The following is a 23,286-nucleotide window of genomic DNA, read 5'->3' as shown; positions in this document are numbered from 1 at the left end:
CTTAGGTCTTAGTCAAGCGTCCTGTTTGGAGAAGGCGCCGTCATTCTGGCGGCTCCTCGTCTGCCATGATGGCGTCGAATGCGCTGTCGAGCGATGCCTGTTCAGCGAGGAGCTTTGCGAGTTCAGCCTCACTTGCCGCGCGCTCGGCAGGCGTAAGGATGCAGGCGGCAAGCTCGACGCGCAGCTGCTGGATTTCGTCGTAGATGGTAAGCATGTGTCTCTCCTCTGTTTGAAGACGAGAGACGTGCACGATGACGGAGCAGTTCGGGTCGAGGATCGCCGCAGGCGACCGGCGGAGCCGGCGAGTGGGGGAGCCAAAATGCGCAGCATTTTGGGGGTACCGCTCGTGCTCGAGGCGAGCTGATCCGGCATGGTAGGATGGGATATCTGAAGTAACGGACTTTGGGTTCCACGGACTCGGACCCAAAAAAATCAACCACTCGCTCATCGGATCATGGACGGGTGGATGCTTCAACGCGATCAGTCATGTCGAGCTAAGCCGCCGCACCCTGCTGATCTCCTGAACCAGCTTGGCGTTCTGCTTTTCCAATCGAGCAACGGCCTTCTCGGCATCCAGCACACGCTTCAGCAGGCTGGCATTCTCGGTCGCGAGCAGCCGCCTTTGCGCTTGGAGTTCATGCATCGAAGCTCGAAGTGCCGACATGTCAGATTTGGGAGGCGGTCGCTGAGTTCCGGGGCGCGGTGGATTTGCGGATGCCAATTCTTCGAGGAAACTGCTGTGTTCGGCATAGATCGTGTTTCGGCTGACCTGAGCTTCTCGCGCCAGTGCAGCCACTGTGACCCGGGTAGTCCGCCCTTCCAACGAAGCCTGTGCAACAAGCCGATCCATCGCCTGCCGAATGCGGCGCTCGGTATTTCGATGACGCGTTTCATGAGATTTCAGCTTCGCGGGCTGCTCTGCACTATTCGTCATCGTTTTCGCGACCTTGCTGAAGTTCGCCCAGAATGCGGTCACATTCATCGATCCTGGCCCTTGCCAACGCACGGCTGTCGTCGTCGAGCATCGGATGCGCCAGAAGCCGTGCATTTTGCTTGCGGCGCTCCTCCCATACCGGCCGATGCTTTTCCGTTACCGCAAAATTGCTGCAGGTGGCGCAGATGCTCTGTGTTCTGATGACCGGGTTCGGGCCTCGATCATCACCCAGGCACGATGCGCTTTCGCGGCGGTAGACGCAGTAGCCCCAATCGCAATGACCGAGGCGCATGTCGGTTTCTCTCAGGATGAAGTCTACATAGTCCGCAGCATCTCCGTCTCGTATACGTCCGCGGAAGCGACTGTGCGCAGAGATCACTCGTCCGGCACTGCCGGCCGCCGTTGCCGTAGTCAGCAAATCCTCAAGCGCCGTCCTTGTGTCGTTCGAGATCTCTCCATCGATCAGATCGGTCAGATCGAAGTCCGTCCCGACATAGCCTTTGTCGGTCATTGCTCTGGTCACGTGGCCGAAGTGCGAGGCAAGGGCGTCAAGGCCGGTACGGTCGCGTCGACCGACAAAGCGCGCAAAGGTCTTTCGTCCCTGATGGGTCGTCAGATGCCACGGCCGTTCGTTATAAAGAGGCAGATCTATAAAGGATGTAAACGGTCCGTTGAGCCGGTCAGCCAGCCCGGATGATCGCGGGATGGCCATCCCGCCGCGCCCAGCCATCGCCGACAACCATAATTCCTCCCGCCCCATCCGCTGGCGGATGGGAGCAGATAAGCGTTCCAAAACAGTCACGGCCCGCACAACAGGGTCCGGCGCCACCCATCGATGCGGCGTTCCGCCGATGCCAACGGCTGTTTTGTAGATCTGGCCACTCAGATAAGCGAAGGTTTCGGTGCCATCGGCAGCAGCATGCCGCTCGATGCATCCAGCCCGCAGGCCCAAGATTTCCGAGGCTCGCGCACCGACAAGATAGGCGATGACGACAAAGCAGGCGTCGTAAATCCGGGTGACCAGGAATTGCACCAACTTCATGGTCAGCACGGGCTCCGTCCTCCAAGGAGGAGCTTCCCCGGGCACCGTCGCGAAGCGGAAGCTATCAAGGCAAGCGCGCATGTGACTCTGTCGCGCCTTATATCCAAATCCGCTCGAAAGGGCTTGCCCGTGGGCGTCCTCGGCTTGTTCCCGCAGCGCGATTATGTCGTCGGCTGGCGTGCCGATGAGACGTAATGCTGCAGAGATAAGAGGAACGGCAATAGCATCCGGCGTATAGGGCATAGACTTGGACAGTTGCCCGGGTCTCAATGATCGGGAGCCGGTTATCGGGTCCACCAAAGGTTCAGCCGGCGCGTCAGGAAGCCAATCTCGCTGTAAATAGAGAAGGTCCAGAATCCGGATATAACCGACCGGGGTCACGGTCTCCGATAAAAAGCGCCCTCCGCGACCCGGTCGCTGGTAAACGACGCCGAGAAAGCGGTGAGCTGCATCACGGTCGAGGTCGGCAAAGCATCGATAGCCTTCGGCGACCATCCACCGGATGAGAACGCGCAGGGTCTGGAATCTTCTGACAAGAGTCGTTCCCCTTGCACGGCGACGACCCGGAGGCGGCGTCACGCGCAGCGACCAGAGAAAGCGCCGCGCAGCCTCGCGCCACGCTACCCATTCCTCATCGGTAAATCGGCTTCCATCCACAAAGGCTATGCCCCAATCGATCACGAGATCGGCGGGTGTCGTTCCCGGCACGTCGACATCCAGTTGCCAAATGCGATCCGACCACATCGATATCGTCGAGATACGGATTTCCTGATTTCGGATCCGCTGCTCCGCATTTGCAGGTTGAGCCACCATTGACGTCACTCCGGGTCCGGCAGGGGTGGAAGTGTCTCGATCAAGCACTCCGCCGCCTCATACAATCCGGAAGGAAAGTCCGGCAGGATCTCTTCACTGAGAATGCGATAGCTGGGGGCGTAAATTGATCGCCAACGCTCTGCATCGAGCCGATCGCGGGCGATTTCCAACTTGCGCATCACTTGCAGAATTCGGGCCAGGTGTCGGCTGTCTATCGGAATAACGAGGCCGGGACAGCTGAGACAGCTCATAAAACCTGGGCACAGGCGCCCCTGGGTGGATCCAGGAGCCTTGCCGGCCACCGGATTGATGCAGATGTGGCTGAAGGCTTCGGCTGAACCCTCATTGCTGTTCCCGATCTGACCATCGATATTTCGCTCAACACCATGGGCCTCTTGGCGCATTGCGATCCAGCCGATCATCCGATGCTGGAGGCTCGCGATTGTCTTCTCATACATGCGTTGTGTTTCGGGCCCGCGAACATAGAGGTCTGTCGTGCTGGCTCGAGAGTGATTGAGCAATGCTTGCGCAACGCGGATATCACCGCCGGCCGCATGGTAATGTTCGATGGCCACGCTGCCACGGAACAGGACAGGGGCGAAGGTTCGCATCGGGCAACGAAGTTGCTCAGGGTGAGCGGCATTCCAGATGGCAATTCCTTCATTGGAACGAGCAATAAACCTGCGGATACCGGCATCCAGCGTCTGAGCGCCAATTACGCCCACTCCCTTCGGGCGGTTACCTCTGATCAAAAAGAGGCGGTCGCGTTCACCAGGTGAAGCATGGGCAACGAGCGGCGCGCTCATCGCCAACACTTTTTCGACAAGATTAGGGACGGAATATCGCCGTCGCTTGTCAAAGGTCCGGCGCTGCGCACGGCGCACGGCGTTCCCCGCCCGCGGCTTGGCCCAATCAACGATGATCCGATGAGGGTCGAGGGGATGCGAAGCCAAGCAATCGCGTCCTATGTTTCGAAGGGAATCCGGATTGGCCGCCGTTTGAATGGCGATAGCCAAAAAGAATGGGACCAGAGTATCGACCGTCAGATGCAGGTGTTGCGCCAGCATCCGAGTGCCACCATGGCGCCTCGTCCGCCGATGTGACCGCCGCCCCGGGGCACGATCGTACCATGGCATTATTCCGCCACCCGCACGACCCGTTGCGACCAACAGCGTCTCCAGATCCCGACGATCATCCATTACGCCATCACGGTCTGTTTCGAGGATTGCGCGCCCTTCCTCGAAGCGAGCCCATGCGACGTCGATTTCGGCATAGCAGGCTCGTAGGATTGCCTTCAGCTCATGCGCTGGAAGTCGGCGCGGGACTGGTGTCCGGTGACGACCCGGGAAAGGATTGGCCGGGAACTGCAATTGTTCTGGCATGAGATGGGCGCGATTTCGCATCGCCCACTCAAGTATGATCTTTATAGGCAAATAGCGGCCGTGCCGGGTTGATACTCCCCAAGGTTGGCCCGTCCGCGATCTCTGGCGATCAAGCCATACGAGATAATGACCGACAGCCTCGGTCGTGAGATCCGCAACTTCAACGATCGTGCCTGCTTCCGCGACGAAGCGAGCAAACGTGCGAAGCGCTTTCCAGTATCCTTTCCGTGTCGCCGTGGCGGCACTGGCGAATGATGCGCGGAAAGCGTCAGCAAAGAGAATCGTAAGATCGACCGATAAGCCAAGCCTATTGAGGTCGAACATCTGTGCGACGACACCCCACTCGTCACGGAAAGTGATCACGATACCGCTTGAGATCGGCTTATCGAGAGCTGGAGCCACAGCAAGGCGCCGGTCGATATGTGGCCGCTCAGACCGCATCAGGAATGACCTCGCCATAAAGATATTCAATGCTCTCGGCGATTTCTCGATGATGCAGATCGACACAGCGCAGGTAGATGGACGTCGTCTGGATCGAGCTGTGACCGAGGAGGATCTGCAGCACTTTGAGTGGGTTGATCTCCGGCTTTTCAGCGGCGATCCGTTGAAGGCGGGCGAGCATTGTCGTGGCGAACGTATGGCGAAGCCAGTGCAAACTGCCATCAATTTTTGCGGCTTCGAAGCCGGCGGCAAAAACTGCGCTAAGGTGCGCTCGTGTCACGGTACCTCCATGCCTGTTCAGGAACAGGAACTCACGCGGATCATAAACCGGAGACTTGCGCTGGCGAGCTCGAACCAGAGCGGCTCTCTCCTCACCGACATACCAGTTCGTGCGATCGACAAGACGGATCGGTGGATAAATTGTCCGGGGTCGACCGCCCTTCGTTATCGCAAGGGGTACGCCGATCAGCGGATGATCAGCTGCATCGACCCCCCTGCTTTCGGGCAATTGCGCAACCGTCAAGGCGCACAGCTCCATCCGCCGCATGCCGGTACAGACTGCCCATTCAGCCATCAGCCTATAGGGCATGGAAAGGTGACCGAACAATCGCGCGAGCTGATCGGCTCGAAGCGCACGCGGCAACTTTTCGAATTCAGCTACAGTCAGAATATTCGCAGCGACCACCGCTGACCGGGTATTGGTATGGGCCAGGAGAGACTGCTTGCGCCCGGAAGTAATCCGTACATCGATCATACGGAATGGTAAGTGCGTCACCCAACCGCGTTGATGCGCCCAATTATAGAACCGGCAAATGGAGCGAATACGATCATTGATCGTGGAGCGCGCATAGGGCCTGCCAGTATGGGGACTGGGCTGTTCCAGCATACGATTGCGGTAGGCGGCAATCATTTCCTCATCGGCCAGCCTCCAATCCAGATCGGACTGTTCCAGACTGTCGAACCAATCGTATAAGTGTTCCGCGTAGGTCCGCACCGTGTCTGAAGAATGCGAACGGCCTGGAATGGTAGCCAACTCCAGAAGGTAGGCGAAGGCTGCCTCGATAATTTCCATGCGGCCGGACATCAGGATGGGAAACCCGGCAGGAATACCGGTCTGCCCCTTCGTCGCAGGAATAATCATCGCCATGGTCTTTATCCCTATGTGCGGCCGGCCTACCGTGCCCGCGTTGACCACAGGTACCTCCCGCGCATCGCTGCGTCGGACTCGTGTGGTCACTCCGCGATGCGCGGGGCCCTCCTGTGGACACCGTGCAAGCTCAGCAAACATGGCGGCATCCTGCATGACTATTGCTAAGGTAAAGAGACAATCAGGACAGTTCTGGAGATGCATTCTAACCACTCGTCCTTGACGCCGTCATTCCGTCCCGTCATCCTTGACCGATCTGAGCAGCTATCCCCCGTTCCCGTATGCCACCAAAAAGCCGAAGGCGGGCTCGACGCCCGTCTCCGGCTTCACAATCTGGAGGGAGAAGGCCCCGCCCGATGGGCGGAGCCTCGATGTCTCAGTCGCGGTTCTGGCGGGACCAGATCAGCTGGTAGCCATCCTCGCCTTCGACTTCCGTGAGGGTTGCGTAGATCGGAGCCGGGAAGCTCGGGTCGTCCAGCTTGACCGAGAGATAGTCGCGTTCGGTTTGCTCGGAGCGCTTCTGCCAAGCTGCGCCGAGCTCGACGGCGCCGGCATAGATGCGGAACTGCGGGCCCTTGTCGGAGGGGTTCTCGACGCGGGCGATGCGGGCCTTGACGTTGAGGGCGAGGGTGCGGATGGAGCCTGTGAAGCCGGTTTCGGTGGAGGTGAAAGTGCCGATGGTCGCCATGGTGATGTTCCTTTTGCTGTGTCTCGGGCTGCGCCATTGCGGCCTCGATGGCAGTCGCAAAGACCGGGGACGATCGGACCGCACCCGCCGGGGTCCACGTCGCGCCTTACGCGATGGGGTGGCATAGGGCCGCAATGCAATGAAGGGCGGCCGGGAGAAACTTTGTTGTGCGCGAGGAATGCGAATGCAGTTCGCAGGGGAAGAAAGTTGCGGACGGTCGTTGCGGGAAAACGATCGAGGCGCAGCCACTCTCCGGTCAGACATGCCCCATCGAGCCCGCACATGGAGCGCCGGAAACAGGGGATGAACGGATATCGCCATGGTGGTCTCGCACGGTTGAACGACCGCTTCGATACCGGTGCACCGGCCGTCCCTTAACTCCGGTTTTAGTTCAGGCCGTACCATGTTCCGCGGCCTGCTCCGTGCAGGGTGAGGTGTCCCTCATCGGTCAATGCGCGCAGATGATCCTTGACGGTATTCCGGCTTGCGCCCGTAGCCTTGGCCGCGTCCATCACGGTCACGCGCCCACGCTCGCGCGCCAGTTCGAGGATCGAGACCGACAACTCCGGCAGATCGCCGAGCAGGATGCGCTCACGCTCCATCTTCCGCTCGAGGCGCTGTTTTTGACGCTGCAGACTTCGCAGGAAAAACTCGACCCAGGGGTTCCAATCCTGCCGATCCGTGCGGATCGTGCCTTGTGTGCGACGAAGTGCCAGGTAATAGGCCTCCTTGTTCTGCTCGACGATGCTTTCGAGCGAACTGTAAGGCACATAGGCATAGCCGGCTCGAAGGAGCAGCAATGTGGTCAGCGCCCGCGACAGGCGGCCATTGCCATCCTGGAACGGATGGATTTCCAGAAAGACCACGACGAAGACGGCGACGATCAGCAGGGGGTGGAACGTCCCATCCTTCTCCTGGGCCTGCTGCCAGGCCACCAGCTCCGCCATGCGACCCGGCGTGTCGAACGGCGAGGCTGTCGCAAAGACGACGCCAAGGCTCACACCGTTCTCGTCGAACGCCTCGACATTGTTGGAAAGGGTCTTCCAGTCACCGCGGTGCCGCTCATCCTTGGTCGAGTGCGCCAGCAGATCCCGGTGAAGCTGGCGGATGTGATTTTCGTTGAGGGGGATCGCGTCGAAGGCCGAGAAGATCGTCTCCATCACTTCGGCATAGCCGGCGACTTCCTGTTCGTCGCGGCTGGAGAAAGAGCCGATGCGGAGGTTTACGAGCAGCCGCTCGACCTCGCGGTCACTCAGCTTGGCGCCCTCGATGCGGGTCGACGATCCGATGCTCTCGATCGTGGCGACCCGGCGCAGGCTGGACAGGCGATCGGGCGCGATGCGGCCGAGTGCGCGCCATGCGCCTTTGAACTCGTCGATCTCCGCGATCAGCGACAGGATCTCGGGCGTTATCCGCAAAGTCGAAAGATCGAGAGCAGGCATCCAATGTCCCATCCGTTTCCATCCGAAACGGTATGACACAGTGGCGTCCATTGTTCCATCCATTTTCATCCGATAGTGGGATGTGGATGAACCGAAGGCATGGAGAAGGCCCCGCCCGATGGGCGGAGCCTCGATGTCTCAGTCGCGGTTCTGGCGAGACCAGATCAGCTGGTAGCCGTCCTCGCCTTCGACCTCCGTGAGCGTTGCATAGATCGGGGCCGGGAAGCTCGGGTCGTCCAGCTTGACCGAGAGGTAGTCGCGGTCGCTCTCGTTGGAGCGCTTCTGCCAGGCCGCACCCAGCTCGACATTGCCGGCGTAGATGCGGAAGTGCGGACCCTTGTCGGAGGGGTTGTCGACGCGGGCGATGCGGGCCTTGACGTTGAGTGCGAGGGTGCGGATCGAGCCGGTGAAGCCGTTTTCGGTGGAGGTGAAGGTGCCGATGGTAGCCATGTCGAAGTTCCTTTCGGTTGTTTCGGGCCGCGCCCTTCGCGGCCTCGATGGCTGTCGCAAGGATCGGCGACGATCGGACCGCACCCCGAAGGGGCCGAAACGAAGTGGAGGGCGGCCGGGAGCGGCTTTCTTGTTTCGCGAGGAATGGGCGCGCAGCGCTCAGGGGAAGAAAGTCGCGGACGGCCGTTGCGGGAGAACGATCGAGGCGAAGCCGGTCTCCGATCAGACATGCCTCATCGAGCCCGCGGAGGACGTGGCCTATGACAGCGGTGGGAGGAACTTGGACATGCCGGCCCTAGTCAGCACGCTGCCGTGCCGGACCGTCGCAGCCGCGAACCCGCTGCTCTGTCTCCGCGTCAGGCGTCGGCTTCGGATGCGACAAACTCGGCTGCCGGGCAGCTGCCTCCTCTCATCAACGCGATATTGTCGGGCCGCGATTCGTCGCCTGGAGGATCTATGCGTCAGCAGACAAAACCGTTTACCGTCGAAATCAAGCACTCCCGGAAGCTGAAAGCCACCGATCGGAAACCATCGATCTGGGGCAAGCTGGACCTCAAGTCCGATCAGCACACGCCGGCGGAGAAAGAGCCGAGGGAGCTGTCGGCCGTTGCGGGTGACAACGACCGACCTTGACGCCTCCTACGCAGCCACTCTCTCGTCGGCCTGAATGGGCTGGAGACCGTGCAGGAAGCTGACAGCACGCTGGGCATGGGCTGCCGCCTGAAAGATCGCCCGCTTGTCATCGGAGATGACCTTCAGCCAGGAGGCAAGGTAAGACGCATGGTCCGGCCGTGGCTCCAACTCCGGCACGATCCCGAGATCGGCGCACAGGAAGCAGCTTCCAAGCTCGGCGACCAGCTCCTCGCGGGCGCGCTCGCTCTTGTCTTTGGCATATCGACTGAGGTCGCGACCGACACGATCGGGGCGCGCCGTCCAATGGCAACTTTCGTGACTCAGCGTTGCCACGTAAGACGCGGCGTCGCGGAACGTCTCGAACGGCGGCATCTGGATGTGATCCGTGACAGGCGAGTAGTAAGCCTGCGAGCCGCCATGCCGAATGACGGCGGCCGTGTTGCGGAAGAAGCGATCGGCGTGCTCGACCCGCTCGACCGGGTCGAGCACCGGACCTGGTCGGTGATGGTAGTATTCCGGCAGGCCGTCGATTTGCTCGATGTTGAAGACCGTGTATGCCTTCAGAAACGGGATCTCCCGGTCGACTTCTCCGCCATTGCCGTCCGCCTCGGACTTGGTGAAGCGGCTGGCGAAGACCACCGTCGAACCGGTCTCGCCCTTGCGCACCGCCGCTCCGAGCTCGAGCGCCTGCTTGAACGTCATCCACATGGGTGAGGTGAAGCCGCGCGCCATTCCCTCCGACCATAACAAGAGAATATTCATGCCCGAATAGGGCTGACCGTTGTGGCGCAGCGGCCGGGTAATCCGGCCATCCGTGTTGGCCGCGTGCCAGGGTTTCATCCAGGGCTTCACACCCTTTTCGAGATCGGCGACGATCCTGTCCGTGATCCGCGCATAGATGTCGGCGCGTTCGCCTTCGGCTTTCCTGCTCATGTCCATTCCCTCCATTTTGGAGGCCGCGCTCATCGCGGCCCCGTCGCGGAGGTCCGAAGGCAGGAGCGATCGAGCGGGCGGGCGCACCGGAACGGCCGCAACGGAGTGAAGGACGGCGAAGCCGTTGCGGCAGGCCGCCGGCTCCTGCAGGACCGCCGACCGGGACGGGGTCGCGTGGCGAGCGGGGTCCTTATTCTTCCCTCTCTCTTCCTTCTGATGACATGGAAAAAGGCCGGTCCCAAAGGAACCGGCCGAGGATTAAGAGTGGGGAAGGGCGGAGCAGAAGCTCCGCCCGAAACGCCTCAACCGAGAGCCGCCATCTGCGCCTCGGCCGCCTTGCGGTCGAGCGACTGGCCCGGGTTTTCGACCGGGCGGTCGAAAGGCTTCCAGGCTTCGCCGATGACGTGGCTGTAGGCTGCGACGGCACCTTCAGCCGCCATCCGCAGCGCGTGGGACTGTATGCCCATGTCGGCGGCGAATTCGCGTTTGCGCTGGGCGGCACTGTCGTAACCGACCGGGCCATCGAGGTCCTCGTCGCGGGCATCGTTTGCCGATTTGGCGGTGGCGTCACGCGCCTCCGATACCGCGCGGCTGTAGAACTGGCCGGCTCCGTGAGCCGAGCCGACATAGGCTCCGACGATACGCTGGAGATGGATCTGCATCGCCTTCTCGCCGAGACCCTCCGAGAGGCTGTCGGCGGTTTCGATGATCAGGCGCTCGTGGAGTTGACGGATGCCGTCGCTGTCGACCACCGCGGTTCCAAAGCTCTCGGCGATCAGCATTGCCTGTGCGGTGTCCGGGCATGTGAGCCTGACCATTTCGAGGGTGGCGCCCTTGCGGAGCGACACGACGCGGGGGGAGGGTCGATTGGTTGCGGGCTTGGCCATGGGATCGTCCTTTCGTGGTTTGCTTGCGAAGCGGCTCCGGCCCCTGCCGGGTCTGCCCTTCGATGCGGTCGACAGGAACCGGCTGAGGACGGGCGCTTTCACAGGTCCGGAGCGGCAGAGCGAGCGAAACGGGTTTGCAGTCAAGCGGGGTAAAGCCCTGCGAAGGACGCGAACCCGTTTTGCGAGGGAGGCTGCGCCGGCCGCTCCGCGGCGCGCCAGCGGCCTTGAAACGATCGGCCGCCGGTTCAGACCGCAGCGAAAACGAAGGGCAGACCGGCGGGGGCCGGGCGATGACCCGGGAACCCCGGAGGAGAGAACCCCTTACGACCGACAGCCCGCATCCTTTCCTCCAGCGTATCAGCCCGGCACGAAAAGCGCCGCCTCCCGGTCGAGCTCACGCCGCCGCATTACCCGCATCGTCGCCGAGTGTCCGACGCATGCCGGTGATCACCCACTCCTGACGCTGGAGCTTGCGAGCCAGGACAGCGATTTCCGTTCGTCGCTCGAAGGCTAGCCGCTCGACGTGATCCTGAAATAGCTGTTCGTCGGAGCGCGTCCACCGCGACCCGCCCCGGCGGTGCGAACGGGCCTTGGCCTTCTCGGTGACCGCTAGGCGTTCGGCCCGTGATCTGCCGGTGAATGCGATCGAGATGGTGGCGCGTCTCACGACGCGCCGCCTCCATGCGGGACAGAAGAACGCGGGGACTGACCGGATTCATGGATTGATCACCCGCGCCTGCCAGTTGATGAAAGACGACGGTCCGTTATAGGCAGCGTGGCGCGCCGGATCGATGACGAAGCCAAATCGGCCAACCGCGTACTCGTCGCTTGGTACGAGAAAGCGGCGCTCTTCCGCACGGCTGGCCCGCACGCCGCCAATCGTGGCGATGACTTCGGTCATACCGGCATGCTGCTCCGAGCGTAGCGCGGAGATGACGATCCAGTCGCCGGCATGCTCCAGCTCGAAGGTGCGGCGATCCTTTTCATGGGATTCACCGGGCGCAAGCAGACGGCCGAAGATCGATTCCCAGGCATTGGGCCACGAATCCCGGATCGTCCGATCGGCACACTTACGCTCGTATGCGGTAAAGAGGTTCGGATAGGCGAGGGCCACTGCAGCCCACGCGGCATCTTCTTCGTACCAGCCGCCGGCGCAACGAAGCATCGGATGAATTTTGACATTGCGCTCCTTGGACAGCTTGAATCCGCCATGCCCGGCAGTGGTGTGAGCGACGATACCCGCCGCGTAGACGGTGGCGCCCTGCGACGGTCCCCATGGTGTCGAGCAGTTTATCCGAACCGTTGGCCGGGCGAGCGCCCGGAGCTCGCCGCTGTGCTCGGCCTGTTCGAATATCCGCGCCCCAAATTCCGCCTCATCCGCAACGGAGCCATGATGCGAGTAGAAATCGTCACGTTTGAGCTCGGAAAGCGGCCGTGACACGCGCCAGGCGCTGGCGAGAAAATGCTGGCCATCGCGTCCCGGCACCATGGCGAAGACGAGATCGCCGACACGGGCGACGGGCAGGTCATCGGCGCTGCGACCGAACTCCACCCCTGAACAGTCAGGGGTGGCAGCTTCTGGAGCTTGGAGAGCGGGCGGGTTCATGCCGCAGCCCTCCCTTCGACGTGATCGGCTGCCACTTCATCGGCAGTGACCTCTTCCAGCACGGCATTGGGATAGCCATGTCGGGTCAACCATTCCTCCGCCGCTTGGCGATTGGCGGCGAGGTGGACGAGCTCGGCGTTGTCGCCGGCGCGGTCGAAGACCCTGATGTGGCCGAGCTGCGGGCGCTCGATCACCTTGAATATGAGGTTGCTGTCGAGCGAGAACGTCCGGTGGATGCGGATCGTGATGACGCCATTGGCGCCGAAATCGCCCTCATGCAGGGTAAATTCGGGCGACAGGCAGACATTGCCGATGCCAGCCTTGCCCTGCTTGTGGATCAGGCGACCCTTGCTGTTGCGGTTTTCCCAGGCGGCGAGCTTCTTCCTGTGGCGCTCGGGCGGGCGGGGCGTGCCGTCGGCCCAGGCGACAATCGAGCCGATGGGGGCGCGTTCGTAAATCAGAAACGCAAACATGCGCTTTCTCCTGTTGGATTGTGGATGCTGGAAAAAGCCGCCGCCGGTGATGGCCGGCGGCGGTATCGATCAGTATGACGTTGTGGGGCAGGGTTACTCGGCCGCAATTCCGTAAGCGGTATCGGGACCCTCAGTGCCGGTGTCAGCGTCGGCTTCATCCAGCTCTTCGAGCTCGGCGTCGGCTGCGTTGCCGCCGTCCTCGGCTTCCGAAACATGCGGTTTGTCCACCGCATCGTCCTCGACCGACGGCTCAGCCTCATCACCGGCGCCGTCCTCAATGCCGCCGATCGGCCCGTCGGCGGGGGCATCGTCGTCCTCGCCGCCCTGCTCCATGTTCTTGGCCAGCCACTCGGTCAGCTTCGCGTCATCGGGCGCGAAGAAGGCTGCCGGATGCACGAAGCGTTCTTCCTTGAAGTGCTCGACAAGGGCAGCGCGGGTGTCCCTGACGCGCGGGCGGGGGGCGACACTCGTGCCGCCGCAGGACGCTTCCAGCGCCGGGCGGGAGAGGCACGCGAGGAACTCCTCCGTGCCCATGTTCGGAAGATAGGCGTCGGCGCCGATGGCATCACCGGCAATCCGGACAACGATGCCGCTGTCCGAGCGATTGGTCCGCGCCGACAGGGCGTCGATCAGGGTCAACCTGGCCACGACACGAAGCGTATCCATGTCGAACTCCAGCTTGCCGCTTTCACCAATCAGCCGGACGGCCTGCCGGGCGAAACGTCTGGAGCCGTAGAGATGGCCGGAGACTTCGGAGCCGGAGTCGACCGAGACGTTCTGCCCGGCAAACGCAAGCACCAGCATTGCCATGAGGGTATCGTCCTCGATCGGAGCTCGAGCCAGCGCCTCATGCAGCGCGTTGGTGCGGAAATCGCCGATCATGTCGAGGCCGATTCGCGTGACGTCCGGCCGGGTCTTCGCTGCAACGTCGATACCTTCGTTTTCGTCCTCGCCGCCGGGGGCGGTCGGATCGCCCTTGCCTTTCGTTTTCCTGATCTCCGGCAACCGGAAATAGGCGGACTGCACCTTGCCCTCACGATCGAGATACATGGCGGTGCAATCGCCTTTGCCGGGCTTGCCGTAGACACGCTCCGCCTTCGGCGGCAAGTGCGGTTGGCCCCAATTGTTGAGCTCGACGATGGAACCCTTCTTGGGAAGATTGCTGCTCATCCATTCCTGCTGCGCACCGAGGAATGCTTCGACGTTCGTCGTGAAGCGATTGTCCTCGTCAGCAGGTCCGAACAGGTCTTCCGCCCATTCGATGCCATAGGCCTGGCGGAGATCGTCGCCAAAACTCGCATCGCGCGCAAACATGCGGGTCTTGGTGAGGCCGTTGGCGATCGCCCACCAGGATGCCGTGTCACCCTTCTTCGGCTTGTGAGCCTTCCAGACTTCCTTCTGCTCATCGAGCGACGCTGCGGAAATCGTGCGAAGCTGCTGCTCGTTCGGCATGTCGCCCTTGGCCATGTGGTCGAGCATCGTGGGCAACACATTGGCGAGCAGTCGAAGCTTGCGGATCTGTCTGACCGGCAGGGCCAGCGCAATCGCAATCGCTTCCTCGGTCCAACCGAGTGCAACGAGGCGCTCGATGCCACGCCATTGGTCGACCGGATTGAGCGGCTCGCGCGCGATGTTTTCGATCATCGAACGCATCGCGCCATTATCGTGGGCCGCCTCGACGACGATAACATCGATTTCCTCGATGCCGGCGGCGATGGCCATGCGGGTGCGCCGGTGACCGGCTTCGATGACATAACCGTTGCCGCCGGCTTCGGCGAAAATGACGGGCGGCTGGATGACGCCGACGGCCTTGATGGTCGCAAGCAGCAACGCGTCGGCCTGGGGCGTCGACTTCGACTGGCGCGTATTGTCGGGATTGTCCTTCAGCGCACGCGGATCGACCTTCATGAGTTGCATGGGAGTGTTCCTTTCCGGGGATGCGGACGCGGCCTTCTGCCGGTCCTTCCTGTCTTCATTTCCTGAAGACATCTTCCGGACCGCAAAGCGGCCCGACCGGCGCAACTGCGGGCGAGCGGCCCTGCCGCGAAGGACAAGCGGGGCTAACAGCCTTGCGAAGGACGAGTGGCCGGGATGCGTAGGCTGCGGTTGAGCGCCAGCGGCGATGGGAGGACCGATCTGCGACCGGTTTTCTTTCACCCTCTTTTCCTGTTTTTTCAGACGGGCGATCCCATGCGAAGGTCAGAATTCGGGTTGAGCGGGAACAAAAAAATGGGCCTTCGGAAGAACCGAGGCCCATGAAGTGTGAAGGTTATTTAACCTCCAGAGGGGAACAGCTGTTGCGGCGGCACTGGGAGGAGACCGCCATGTGCATCAGCTGTGTGCACTATGATGATATTTTGATCATATGGAAAACATTTATTGTGCAATGCACCCATGCGCATGCTGCACTGCTTCCAAAATCAGGCTGCCTCCCTGGTAGAGGCCCCTGTCTCGCGCGTTTCGGCCGCGAGCTCCGCCTCAACCTCCCGGAGCTGGCGACGCTTTTCGGCCAATTCCCCCGCAAAGGCAAATTCGCCACCGTGACGTGACTGGTAGGAGGCGAGGCGGCGACGCGCCTCTTCCAGCCACTGGCGATAGCGTTTCCGCTCGCCGTCGAAATCGCCCAGCGCGTGCTCGAGGCGGGAGACGGCGCCGAGCGGCGTCACAGTGACGGCGAGATCGATCTCGTAGTCCGCGCCCGTGCGCTGAAGCATGGTGGTGTAGCGATAACCCTCAGACTTGCCGAAGCGCTCGCCATTGTAGACGAGATCGAAGCCACCAATGGAGGCGATGACGATCTCACCCTCCTGTTGAAGCTGGACGAGGGTGAGGATTTCCTTCATCAGCGCGCGGCCGGCGTCCTTTCGCTCGTCATAAGAAATGCCCGTGACGGTCATCGTGAAGGCATCTCCCGCAGTCGGAACCAGCCGTTGGATATCCTTCCCGATGTCGCCGATGCGCCGGGTCGATACCTCGATGTCGCGTTCGGCGTCCCGGACCTGCCGTCGCACCGCGAACAGGTCGTCATCATGGGCGGCGCGCAACCGCTCGAGACGCGCGATATCGGCTTCGAGACCGGCCTTTTGCATCAGGCGCTCGTCGCCCGAGGCAATCGCCTTGGCCATGGCAAACTGGTTGGCCGGGCCTTCGCCGAGATCGTCCAGCCTGCGGATCGATGTATCGCCGGAAAGAGCCGCGGCGATGAAGCGGGCCTTGCGCTCATTGTTCTGCCACATGGAGGCATCAAGTGACCCTTGCGTGGCGTAGGCGAAGATGTCGACGACATCGTGCTGATTGCCCTGCCGGACGATGCGGCCCTCGCGCTGCTCGATCTGTGACGGCAGCCACGGCACATCAAGGTGATGCAGCGCCTTCAATCTGAGCTGGGCGTTGACGCCGGTGCCCATCATTTCCGAGGAGCCGATCAGGAAGCGAACCTTGCCCGAACGGACGTCACCGAACAGTCGCTGCTTTGCCTCGGTCTTCTTGAAGTCTTGTATATAGGCGATTTGCGACGCGGGTACGCCCAGTCGGATCAATTCGTCACGGATCCAGCGGTAAGCAGAGAAACCGCGTGTCTTCTCGACATTGATGGTGCCGAGATCGGAGAAGATCATCTGCGCGGCACCAGGAAGGTCATAAGTCTTGCCGTCCCGACGGACATAGGTGTTTTCGCTCGTTTCCGTCCAGATGCGAAAGGCGTTCTCGATGAGGAGATTGAGCTTGTTGTCTGGCTCATTATCGTTTGCCGGAATGACCAGGCGCAGATCGATCGCCGCGTGTCGGCCGTCGGTGATGACGGACAGCAAAATATCGTCGCCCGGTTGGGCCGGCCCCTCGCGCATCTCGATCGCCTTGATGCGGCTGTCGAGGATCTGCTGATAGAGTTTGAAGGCCGGCGTCGGCTGCGCCGTGAGGATCTGCCTCCGGCCGGTCGAGAGTGCCGGAACCTTCACATATTGCTTCAGGTCCTCCGGCATCACCACATCGGCGAAACTGCGGAACATCGCGATCAGCTCCGGCACGTTGACGAAACTGGCGAACCGGCTCACCGGCTTGTATTTGCCGGACGGCTGGATCTCGAGTTCGGTCGTCGTGTCGCCGAAGGTCGAGGCCCAGGCGTCGAATTCGTGAAGGCCGCGTTCGCGGAGCGCCTCGTGGCCGAGCAAGCGCTGAATCGAGAACATTTCGCCAAGCGTGTTGGTGATCGGCGTGCCGGAGGCCAAGACCAGTGCGCGGCTGGGGTTCTTCGTTTCGATGTAGCGGGATTTGACGTACAGGTCCCACGCCCGCTGCGACCCGTTCGGATCGATGCCCTTCAGCGTGCTCATGTTGGTTGCGAAGGACAGCTTGCGGAATTCCTGCGCCTCGTCGACGATGATCTGATCGACGCCGATTTCCGAGATCGTGAGAAGGTCGTCCTTGCGGGTCGAAAGGCTCTCCAACCGCTCCTGCAAACCCTCCTTCAGACGCTCAAGCCGCTTGCGCGACACGCGGTCGTCGCTGTCGACCTTGGTCAGCAGTTCCTCGTAGAGCTCCAGCTCGTCATGGATCATTTGGCTCTCGAATGCCGACGGCACGGCGATGAACCTGAAGGCAGAATGGGTGATGATGATCGCATCCCAGGTTGCCGTGGCGGCGCGGGACAGGAAACGCGCCCGCTTGTCCTTGGTGAAGTTTGTCTCGTCGGCGACGAGGATGCGGGCATTCGGATAGAGCGCCAGGAACTCGCGCGCCGCCTGTGCGAGGCAATGGGCTGGTACGACCAGCATCGCCTTGGCGATCAGGCCGAGCCGGCGTTGTTCCATGATGGCGGCGGCCATTGTCATCGTCTTACCGGCGCCGACGGCGTGCGCAAGATAGGTCGAGCCTGAAGAAATGATCCGCCAGATGCCGCGTTTCTGGTGCCCATAAAGAACAAAGGCGCAGCAAGCGCCTGGCAGTTTCAGGTGGGAGCCGTCGAATTTTCGCGGCGCGATGTTGTTGAACCGGTCATTATAGACGCGAGCCAATCTGTCGGTGCGGTCCGGGTCGGTCCAGACCCAATTCTGGAAAGCTTGCTTGATCTTCTGCAGCTTGTCGCGGGCGGCTTCGGTATCGACGACGTTCATGACACGGCGTTCACCCCCAATGTCCTTGAACACGTCGAATATCTGCGGAACCCGACTGTTCAGCGCATCGGCCAGCAGCTCGCCCGCATGGCGGCGGCTTGTGCCCCATTCGGAGGTTCCAGCGGCGTTGTAGCCAAACTGGCGTGCCTCGACGGTCCATGACCCGAGCTCCGGCATGTGGTGGATTCGGATGTCAGCATCCATCGTCTCCTTGACGAAGGCGACGACATCGGCAGCCGGGATCCATGGCGCGCCGAGACGGGCGGTGATGTCTGAGGGACGGAGGTCTGCGGGCTGGACATCCTGCAGCGCGCGGACATTGCGCTCATAGACTGGATCAAGCGACGCGGCTGCTTCGGCGACCATGAGCTTGGTGCGGACCGAACCGGAGAGATAGGCGTCGGACGTCAGCCATGACCCGTCGGCGGGATCGCGGAAGATGGCGTCACCGAGTTCGTCGATGACAGCGTCGGGGTCGCGATGCAGCAACTCGGCAATATGCTCGGGATCGACGCGGCCGCGTTCGTTGAGGACGACAGCCAGCGCATCGGCAGCACTGGTGATGACGGGTGGTGCCGGAGGAGAGATGACCCTTTCGGAGAAAATCGGACCGGGCTTCGCCGTATCGGTTTCGAGGTCGTAGTCCTCGATCGAGGCCACCAGCCAGCAATCGGGATCGTCCAGGAACGGCTGGAGATTGGACCGGCGATGGGTTTCGCGTACCTCGCCGCTTTCCTCATCCTCCGAGATCGAAACTGTCGTATGGTTGATCGGCCCGAAGTCGCGCACAAAACTCGACCAGGCGATACGCAGCCGAACCTGCAGATCCCGCCACGGCTGGTCGCGTTCCTGCGCTTTCAGCACCTCGCGCACGGCGTCGCGGATCGGAATCAGCTTCTTGATGATCCGGACGTGCTTTTCGGACAGGCCCTCGCCTGACCTGCCTTTCCGCACCGAAACCGCCAGCGGTGCACCGTCGATCATTTGCATGAGGCCGTGGCGGTTATTGAGAAAGAAGCTGCCCTCGCGGACCTTGTCGTTGGCGGGGCGGAGGTCGACGATCTCGCCCAGCTCCTCTTCCAGATCGATGTCGATCTGCGACGGCTCGCCGTCATACCGATCCTCAGGAAGAAGAGCGATCACGGCCTTCAGTGCCGTTTCGAGACCTTCACCGGCGCGTGGCCGGCACGTATAGGTCTCGCCGAACGGGCCAGACGTTAGGGCGTGCTCGCCGAGCACGAAATCCGGGTGCCGCGCGAACCAGCGGTTCACGCGGATCGCCCCGTCGTCGGATGTCGCAGGACGAACCTCTTCCAGATCGAGCCACGACAGATCACCCTCCGGCCCGCCGGCCTTGCGCTTGCGAAAGAACAGAATGTCCACGACCACATCCGTGCCGGCGTCGCGGCGGAAGCTTCCCTCGGGCAGACGCACTGCTGCCATCAGATCGGCGGACCTGGCGATATGCTCGCGAGCTGTGCTGTCCGCCTTGTCCATCGTGCCGCTGCTTGTCACGAACGCGGCGAGTGCTCCGGGTTTTAGGAGATCGATTGACCGGGCGATGAAGTAGTCGTGCAGCCGCAGACCGAGCGGACGGTACTGCCGGTCCGACCGAACCGTGCGATCGGAAAAGGGAGGATTGCCGATCGCGAGATCATAGATCGCGTTGAGCTCGGTGCGCGCGAAGTCGGCATTGATGATCCGCGCCTTCGGCTGAAGAAGCCGGACAATCCGCGCCGTCACCGGATCGAGTTCGATCCCGGTGACGTGGCTTGTATCCCTGAGCACCTTTGGCATCAGCGCCGGAAACAGGCCCGTGCCGATTCCCGGCTCCAGCACGCGGCCCCCGCGCCATCCGAGCCGCCGCAAGCCCGCCCAGATCGCGCGGACGATGAACTCGGGGGTGAAGTGAGCATATTGGGTGCAGCGCGCGAGCGAAGCATAGTCGGCATCGGTGACGGCGCTTTCCAGCGAACTGCCGAGGTCGTCCCAGCCTTCCCGGAAATCGACTTCGCCTGGACGCCGGAACATGCCGTTTGCGAGTTCCGATGCGCCAAAACCGGTGAAGCGGATCAGCCTCGCCTGCTCGTCACGGGTGGCGGGTCGATCCTGCTTTTCGATTTCGGTGGCAGTCAGGATGGCCACAAGATTTGCCTTCGCCCTTTGCTTCCAGTCGATCGCAAGTCCACGATCGCCATCGTCGAGATAGAAGTTGGCTCGCCCGGCTTGTCTCCGCGGCGCCGGCTGCTTCGCAACTGGTGGAGGCAATGCCGGCGTAGGGGAGGTCGGTGTCGGATCGGGATCGTCGTCGTTGGCGGCGAAACCGCCAAACGCGGTGACGCCCAGGCCAAGGCCGGACGACAATGCGCTGCTTCCGAACATATCGAGAGTGAAGGGATCGTGGGACATGGAAGCTCCTTTTCGAGGATGTGCGCCATCGCCCGCGGGACAGGTCCCGTGGCTGCGAAGGCGGATGAAAATGAGGTGTGGGAATTTGGACCTGGTTCGTCCGGCGGCAGCGATCGCGAGCTACGAGCGCGTGATTACGGAGAGCTGCATTGTTTCCGTCGCAAACTCCGCCCGCAGATGCGTGGCTTCCGGGTTTGTGGAAAGCATGGCTTCCAGGCTCGCAGCGTCGATGAAGACGATGCCGTCGTCTCCCCCGAAATACCGGCGCTTGTAGTGCCAGTAGTCCGGATTGGTCTTCGGATCGCACTCCTCGGCATAGACCGCGAGCGCTCTTTGACCCTCCGCCAATTTTCCGTTGGAAAGCACATAGACGCCTTCATCACCGACGATCCACAGGCCGGGCCGTTCGTCCTTACCCGGGAGAAGTCCATAGTGAGGATTGCGGAAACCGCCATTGGCTGCCGCGTCACTGCGTCCGCGCGCGATCACCGCACGGACGTCGACCACGCTAAATGTGAACATGGCTTCCTCCTCACGCGGCGATCGGGGAGGGAAGGTGGCGAAGATGCACCGGCAGCTTCGCAGCGATCTCCCCGTCGGTGAGTTCGTCGAGCAGCTTCAGGAAAGTGCCCTCGTTGCCGCCATAGAGCACGACGGTGCGCTTGCCGCGAGCGGACTGCGGCCACTTGTCTCCGGCATAGCCGCGGTAATCGTCGGCAGTCGTGCTCCAGATATGATCGAGCCGCTCTTGCCGCGTCATGGCCCGGACCGGACGGCTTTCGCGTTCGATGATGGCGACGCGCATCGTTTCGACGGATGCCTTGTCGGAAAGATCGCAATAGCCATGGAAATACCGGATGGCCGCGTCGATCCTGAGCGCAAAGAACACTGATGTCACCGAGCCGGTCATGAACTCCCGCATCGCAAACATGGACCCTCGGATCCACAACGGCGGCAGGATCTCGAACATGTCGTCATGTTCGGTCTCACCGATTTCGAACCATTCACCTGCGTAGAGTGGCGCGGCATCGCCATCCCGACGGTTCGGGCGCTGCGCATGGCGATCGAACATGCGGAACATCTGCTGGCGGCTTGCGACGCCCTGAAAAACCTTGGCTGTTGCGGGAGAGGGGATCATCTGTGGCTCCTTCGGAGGTTTTGGACCGAAGTGCGGCGCCGTCCTCTCGACCTCGCCATTTCATTCAGTCCTTCATGACCCCTCCCGAGCTGCCGGCATCGCGACCGGCCGGGTCAAGGGCCGGCTCAGCCGGGCGAAGCCTCCCTTGACGCGGGCGGCCCGAATGCGGCACGCCTCCTTCTCTTCGTTCCCTCATTTCCTTCTCCCTGATTTTCAGGGTCTCGTTCCAGTCCTCCTCGGGTGGGCGGAGCCGCGCCCAGTCGCAGCCGACGTCTTCAGCAAGCGCCCGCAACCGCTCGGCAAACAGATCGCCTTGAGAATTGGCGTCCGTCGCCGCGACCAGCCGGGCGTCAGGTCGGGAGGCCAATTCCCGCAGCGCGGCTTGCGTGGCCGGCGACCATCCACCGCCGGTGCTGAGATAGAGCGTGCCGTCGCGCAACCCCTCGATCGCCGCAAGGCTCATGGCGTCGATCGCAGCTTCCGTGACGGCCAGGCGCAACGCAGTATCCAACCCGATACGGAAGAGAACCTTCGTTCCGCCAGAGGCGAACCCCCGGTATTGTGGCCCCCGTGCCTCCCAGCCGGTCACCACGCCGGCATTGTCCGTATGAGCTGCCCACATGCTGCCATAGGGGCCTTCCCGAAGCAGGTCGGCGTTGATCGCTGCGCGGAGCAAAGGCGCCGGCAGCAAGCGCTCACTATTTAGGTAGCGCCATGTCGATGATCCGGGCCATGGGCTGCGGCGCGCCTGCCAACGCTTAGGTAGAGAGAGGTTGAATCCTCCACTACGCCTCGCAGGCTGCCACTCCGGTTCCGTGATCTCGAAACCGACGAGGTCCGCGACCCTTGCGGCGCCTTCGGGAAAACCGACATGATCGAGATGCTCGGCAAGCCCGAAGACATCGCCTTTCGCATCGCTGAGCGGATCGAACCATCCGCGCCCCTCATGCGTGACGATGATGATTTCACCGCCGCGGCGAAACTTGACCGCCCGCCGGGTGCTTTCCTTGATGTCGATGGCGAACCTCGCCCGTTCAAGAACGGCCGCGCAGCTCACCTGCTCACGCAGCGCCTCTATCTCTCTTCTCTTCATTTTGCTTCCGATCGCCGAGCGATCGGCCTCCATCGCCTTTCCTTGCCCGTCGTTTCGCGGGTTCCCTTCGTCCAGCCGCGAAGAGCAAAGGCTGCAAGGGCGCGGCTGGCAATTGTCGGATCATGCAATACTTGGCCGCGGCGAAGCCTCCCTTGCGGCCTGCAGCTCGCAAGCGGCACGCCAAAGGCAAAAGGCCGGCTCAATGCGTCGGCCAGGGGAAAAATTCATGCACGATCGCGAGATCGTCATCGGCGTCGATCTCGTCAGAGGGAAGGACGCCGTATTCGCCGTCGACCTTAAAGACGGTGACCGGGACCATCAGGTCACGGGAGAGCTGAAAGGCGTGGGACTGTGCAAGGGAAAGATCGTGCGACATTTGAGATGCTCCATCCGGAGCGGGCCAATTCCCGCTCGATGGCTCCTCAAAGGCCCGGCGACGGGCGCGATCACCGCGAGGCGAAGCCGAAGCGGCCGCAGCTTGCTAGCGGACCCTTTACGGGTTGATCGTGGAAGATCCGGCGCTGGGCCAGGACGCCATCACAGACAAGCGGGATTGGCATGCTTCGGCGTGTGACGCAGGTCTGCGCGCGGCTTCCGCGTTTGTGTCAGTTGCTCCCCTCGCACTCGGCAGCAAGGTCCGTTCCGTTTTCACGCCGGCGGCAAG

At 62.0% G+C, this 23,286-nt stretch carries 20 protein-coding genes; 1 reads left to right on the top strand and 19 read right to left on the bottom strand.

What is annotated here, in order from left to right; all coding sequences use genetic code 11:
• Nucleotides 1-40: 40 nt before the first annotated feature.
• The 8 genes from ACSQ3F_RS26240 to ACSQ3F_RS26205 all read right to left on the bottom strand — a co-directional run bounded on the left by ACSQ3F_RS26240 (nt 41) and on the right by ACSQ3F_RS26205 (nt 8,339).
• Nucleotides 41-214, bottom strand: a complete 174-nt coding sequence (locus ACSQ3F_RS26240; protein ID WP_292582362.1) for a hypothetical protein — start codon at nt 212-214, stop codon at nt 41-43.
• Nucleotides 215-484: 270 nt separating this feature from the next.
• The gene (locus ACSQ3F_RS26235) at nt 485-976 is read right to left on the bottom strand and encodes a hypothetical protein (RefSeq protein ID WP_436102677.1); all 492 of its coding nucleotides are present in this window, start codon (nt 974-976) and stop codon (nt 485-487) included.
• Nucleotides 924-2,789, bottom strand: a complete 1,866-nt coding sequence (locus ACSQ3F_RS26230) for an integrase (protein WP_436102676.1) — start codon at nt 2,787-2,789, stop codon at nt 924-926. Before ACSQ3F_RS26230 ends, ACSQ3F_RS26235 begins: the two co-directional genes overlap by 53 nt.
• 5 nt (nt 2,790-2,794) lie before the next feature.
• The gene (locus ACSQ3F_RS26225; protein WP_436102675.1) at nt 2,795-4,642 is read right to left on the bottom strand and encodes a hypothetical protein; all 1,848 of its coding nucleotides are present in this window, start codon (nt 4,640-4,642) and stop codon (nt 2,795-2,797) included.
• Nucleotides 4,602-5,759 carry a tyrosine-type recombinase/integrase gene (locus tag ACSQ3F_RS26220; RefSeq protein ID WP_436102674.1) on the bottom strand — a complete coding sequence of 386 codons (1,158 nt, stop codon included), beginning with the start codon at nt 5,757-5,759 and terminating at the stop codon, nt 4,602-4,604. The genes ACSQ3F_RS26225 and ACSQ3F_RS26220 overlap by 41 nt, the downstream gene beginning before the upstream one ends.
• 376 nt (nt 5,760-6,135) lie before the next feature.
• The gene (locus tag ACSQ3F_RS26215; RefSeq protein ID WP_436103115.1) at nt 6,136-6,447 is read right to left on the bottom strand and encodes a DUF736 domain-containing protein; all 312 of its coding nucleotides are present in this window, start codon (nt 6,445-6,447) and stop codon (nt 6,136-6,138) included.
• Nucleotides 6,448-6,833: 386 nt separating this feature from the next.
• Nucleotides 6,834-7,889 carry a Fic family protein gene (locus tag ACSQ3F_RS26210; protein WP_436103114.1) on the bottom strand — a complete coding sequence of 352 codons (1,056 nt, stop codon included), beginning with the start codon at nt 7,887-7,889 and terminating at the stop codon, nt 6,834-6,836.
• 138 nt (nt 7,890-8,027) lie between these two features.
• Nucleotides 8,028-8,339: a DUF736 domain-containing protein gene (locus ACSQ3F_RS26205; protein ID WP_436103113.1), complete on the bottom strand. Its 312-nt coding sequence runs from the start codon at nt 8,337-8,339 to the stop codon at nt 8,028-8,030.
• A 456-nt stretch (nt 8,340-8,795) separates the two neighbouring features.
• Between ACSQ3F_RS26205 and ACSQ3F_RS26200 the strand changes: the two genes are divergently transcribed.
• On the top strand, nt 8,796-8,972 hold the full coding sequence (locus ACSQ3F_RS26200) for a hypothetical protein (protein ID WP_436103112.1): 177 nt from the start codon (nt 8,796-8,798) through the stop codon (nt 8,970-8,972).
• A 6-nt stretch (nt 8,973-8,978) separates the two neighbouring features.
• On the opposite strand, the gene ACSQ3F_RS26195 is transcribed toward ACSQ3F_RS26200, so the two are convergent.
• From ACSQ3F_RS26195 to ACSQ3F_RS26145, 11 genes are all read right to left on the bottom strand, one after another.
• A complete protein-coding gene (locus tag ACSQ3F_RS26195) occupies nt 8,979-9,905 on the bottom strand; it encodes an ArdC family protein (RefSeq protein ID WP_436103111.1) in 927 nt (308 codons plus the stop codon).
• Between the two features lie 302 nt (nt 9,906-10,207).
• Nucleotides 10,208-10,792 (bottom strand): hypothetical protein, encoded by a 585-nt coding sequence (locus ACSQ3F_RS26190; RefSeq protein ID WP_436103110.1) that lies wholly within the window; start codon nt 10,790-10,792, stop codon nt 10,208-10,210.
• A 394-nt stretch (nt 10,793-11,186) separates the two neighbouring features.
• Complete coding sequence (locus ACSQ3F_RS26185; protein ID WP_436103109.1) at nt 11,187-11,459, bottom strand: hypothetical protein; 273 nt, start codon at nt 11,457-11,459, stop codon at nt 11,187-11,189.
• Between the two features lie 48 nt (nt 11,460-11,507).
• Entirely contained in the window at nt 11,508-12,398 is an 891-nt protein-coding gene (locus ACSQ3F_RS26180; RefSeq protein WP_436103108.1) for a DUF7007 domain-containing protein, read from the bottom strand.
• Nucleotides 12,395-12,871 (bottom strand): hypothetical protein, encoded by a 477-nt coding sequence (locus ACSQ3F_RS26175; protein ID WP_436103107.1) that lies wholly within the window; start codon nt 12,869-12,871, stop codon nt 12,395-12,397. Before ACSQ3F_RS26175 ends, ACSQ3F_RS26180 begins: the two co-directional genes overlap by 4 nt.
• A gap of 93 nt (nt 12,872-12,964) precedes the next feature.
• The gene (locus tag ACSQ3F_RS26170; RefSeq protein ID WP_436103106.1) at nt 12,965-14,788 is read right to left on the bottom strand and encodes a ParB N-terminal domain-containing protein; all 1,824 of its coding nucleotides are present in this window, start codon (nt 14,786-14,788) and stop codon (nt 12,965-12,967) included.
• 503 nt (nt 14,789-15,291) lie between these two features.
• Nucleotides 15,292-20,391 carry a DEAD/DEAH box helicase family protein gene (locus ACSQ3F_RS26165; protein WP_436103105.1) on the bottom strand — a complete coding sequence of 1,700 codons (5,100 nt, stop codon included), beginning with the start codon at nt 20,389-20,391 and terminating at the stop codon, nt 15,292-15,294.
• A 120-nt stretch (nt 20,392-20,511) separates the two neighbouring features.
• Nucleotides 20,512-20,913, bottom strand: coding sequence for a DUF3085 domain-containing protein (locus ACSQ3F_RS26160; protein ID WP_436103031.1), 402 nt, complete (start codon nt 20,911-20,913; stop codon nt 20,512-20,514).
• A gap of 10 nt (nt 20,914-20,923) precedes the next feature.
• Nucleotides 20,924-21,529 carry a DUF1419 domain-containing protein gene (locus ACSQ3F_RS26155; protein ID WP_436103030.1) on the bottom strand — a complete coding sequence of 202 codons (606 nt, stop codon included), beginning with the start codon at nt 21,527-21,529 and terminating at the stop codon, nt 20,924-20,926.
• Nucleotides 21,530-21,593: 64 nt separating this feature from the next.
• A complete protein-coding gene (locus ACSQ3F_RS26150; protein WP_436103029.1) occupies nt 21,594-22,622 on the bottom strand; it encodes a DUF3991 and toprim domain-containing protein in 1,029 nt (342 codons plus the stop codon).
• Between the two features lie 199 nt (nt 22,623-22,821).
• Nucleotides 22,822-22,998, bottom strand: a complete 177-nt coding sequence (locus tag ACSQ3F_RS26145; RefSeq protein ID WP_436103104.1) for a hypothetical protein — start codon at nt 22,996-22,998, stop codon at nt 22,822-22,824.
• Between the last annotated feature and the right edge of the window lie 288 nt (nt 22,999-23,286).

The sequence above is a fragment of the Pararhizobium sp. LjRoot238 genome, assembly GCF_964252955.1.
Taxonomy (GTDB): domain Bacteria; phylum Pseudomonadota; class Alphaproteobacteria; order Rhizobiales; family Rhizobiaceae; genus Pararhizobium.
Note: the sequence above shows the minus strand (reverse complement) of the source record. Positions and strands in the feature narration are given on the sequence as shown.

Bases quoted from the DNA above. Each gene is read 5' to 3' on its own strand.
- ACSQ3F_RS26240 (WP_292582362.1), bottom strand. From the start codon at position 214: ATGCTTACCATCTACGACGAAATCCAGCAGCTGCGCGTCGAGCTTGCC.
- ACSQ3F_RS26230 (WP_436102676.1), bottom strand. From the start codon at position 2,789: ATGGTGGCTCAACCTGCAAATGCGGAGCAGCGGATCCGAAATCAGGAA.
- ACSQ3F_RS26220 (WP_436102674.1), bottom strand. From the start codon at position 5,759: ATGGCGATGATTATTCCTGCGACGAAGGGGCAGACCGGTATTCCTGCC.
- ACSQ3F_RS26215 (WP_436103115.1), bottom strand. From the start codon at position 6,447: ATGGCGACCATCGGCACTTTCACCTCCACCGAAACCGGCTTCACAGGC.
- ACSQ3F_RS26210 (WP_436103114.1), bottom strand. From the start codon at position 7,889: ATGCCTGCTCTCGATCTTTCGACTTTGCGGATAACGCCCGAGATCCTG.
- ACSQ3F_RS26205 (WP_436103113.1), bottom strand. From the start codon at position 8,339: ATGGCTACCATCGGCACCTTCACCTCCACCGAAAACGGCTTCACCGGC.
- ACSQ3F_RS26200 (WP_436103112.1), top strand. From the start codon at position 8,796: ATGCGTCAGCAGACAAAACCGTTTACCGTCGAAATCAAGCACTCCCGG.
- ACSQ3F_RS26195 (WP_436103111.1), bottom strand. From the start codon at position 9,905: ATGAGCAGGAAAGCCGAAGGCGAACGCGCCGACATCTATGCGCGGATC.
- ACSQ3F_RS26190 (WP_436103110.1), bottom strand. From the start codon at position 10,792: ATGGCCAAGCCCGCAACCAATCGACCCTCCCCCCGCGTCGTGTCGCTC.
- ACSQ3F_RS26180 (WP_436103108.1), bottom strand. From the start codon at position 12,398: ATGAACCCGCCCGCTCTCCAAGCTCCAGAAGCTGCCACCCCTGACTGT.
- ACSQ3F_RS26175 (WP_436103107.1), bottom strand. From the start codon at position 12,871: ATGTTTGCGTTTCTGATTTACGAACGCGCCCCCATCGGCTCGATTGTC.
- ACSQ3F_RS26170 (WP_436103106.1), bottom strand. From the start codon at position 14,788: ATGCAACTCATGAAGGTCGATCCGCGTGCGCTGAAGGACAATCCCGAC.
- ACSQ3F_RS26165 (WP_436103105.1), bottom strand. From the start codon at position 20,391: ATGTCCCACGATCCCTTCACTCTCGATATGTTCGGAAGCAGCGCATTG.
- ACSQ3F_RS26160 (WP_436103031.1), bottom strand. From the start codon at position 20,913: ATGTTCACATTTAGCGTGGTCGACGTCCGTGCGGTGATCGCGCGCGGA.
- ACSQ3F_RS26155 (WP_436103030.1), bottom strand. From the start codon at position 21,529: ATGATCCCCTCTCCCGCAACAGCCAAGGTTTTTCAGGGCGTCGCAAGC.
- ACSQ3F_RS26150 (WP_436103029.1), bottom strand. From the start codon at position 22,622: ATGAAGAGAAGAGAGATAGAGGCGCTGCGTGAGCAGGTGAGCTGCGCG.
- ACSQ3F_RS26145 (WP_436103104.1), bottom strand. From the start codon at position 22,998: ATGTCGCACGATCTTTCCCTTGCACAGTCCCACGCCTTTCAGCTCTCC.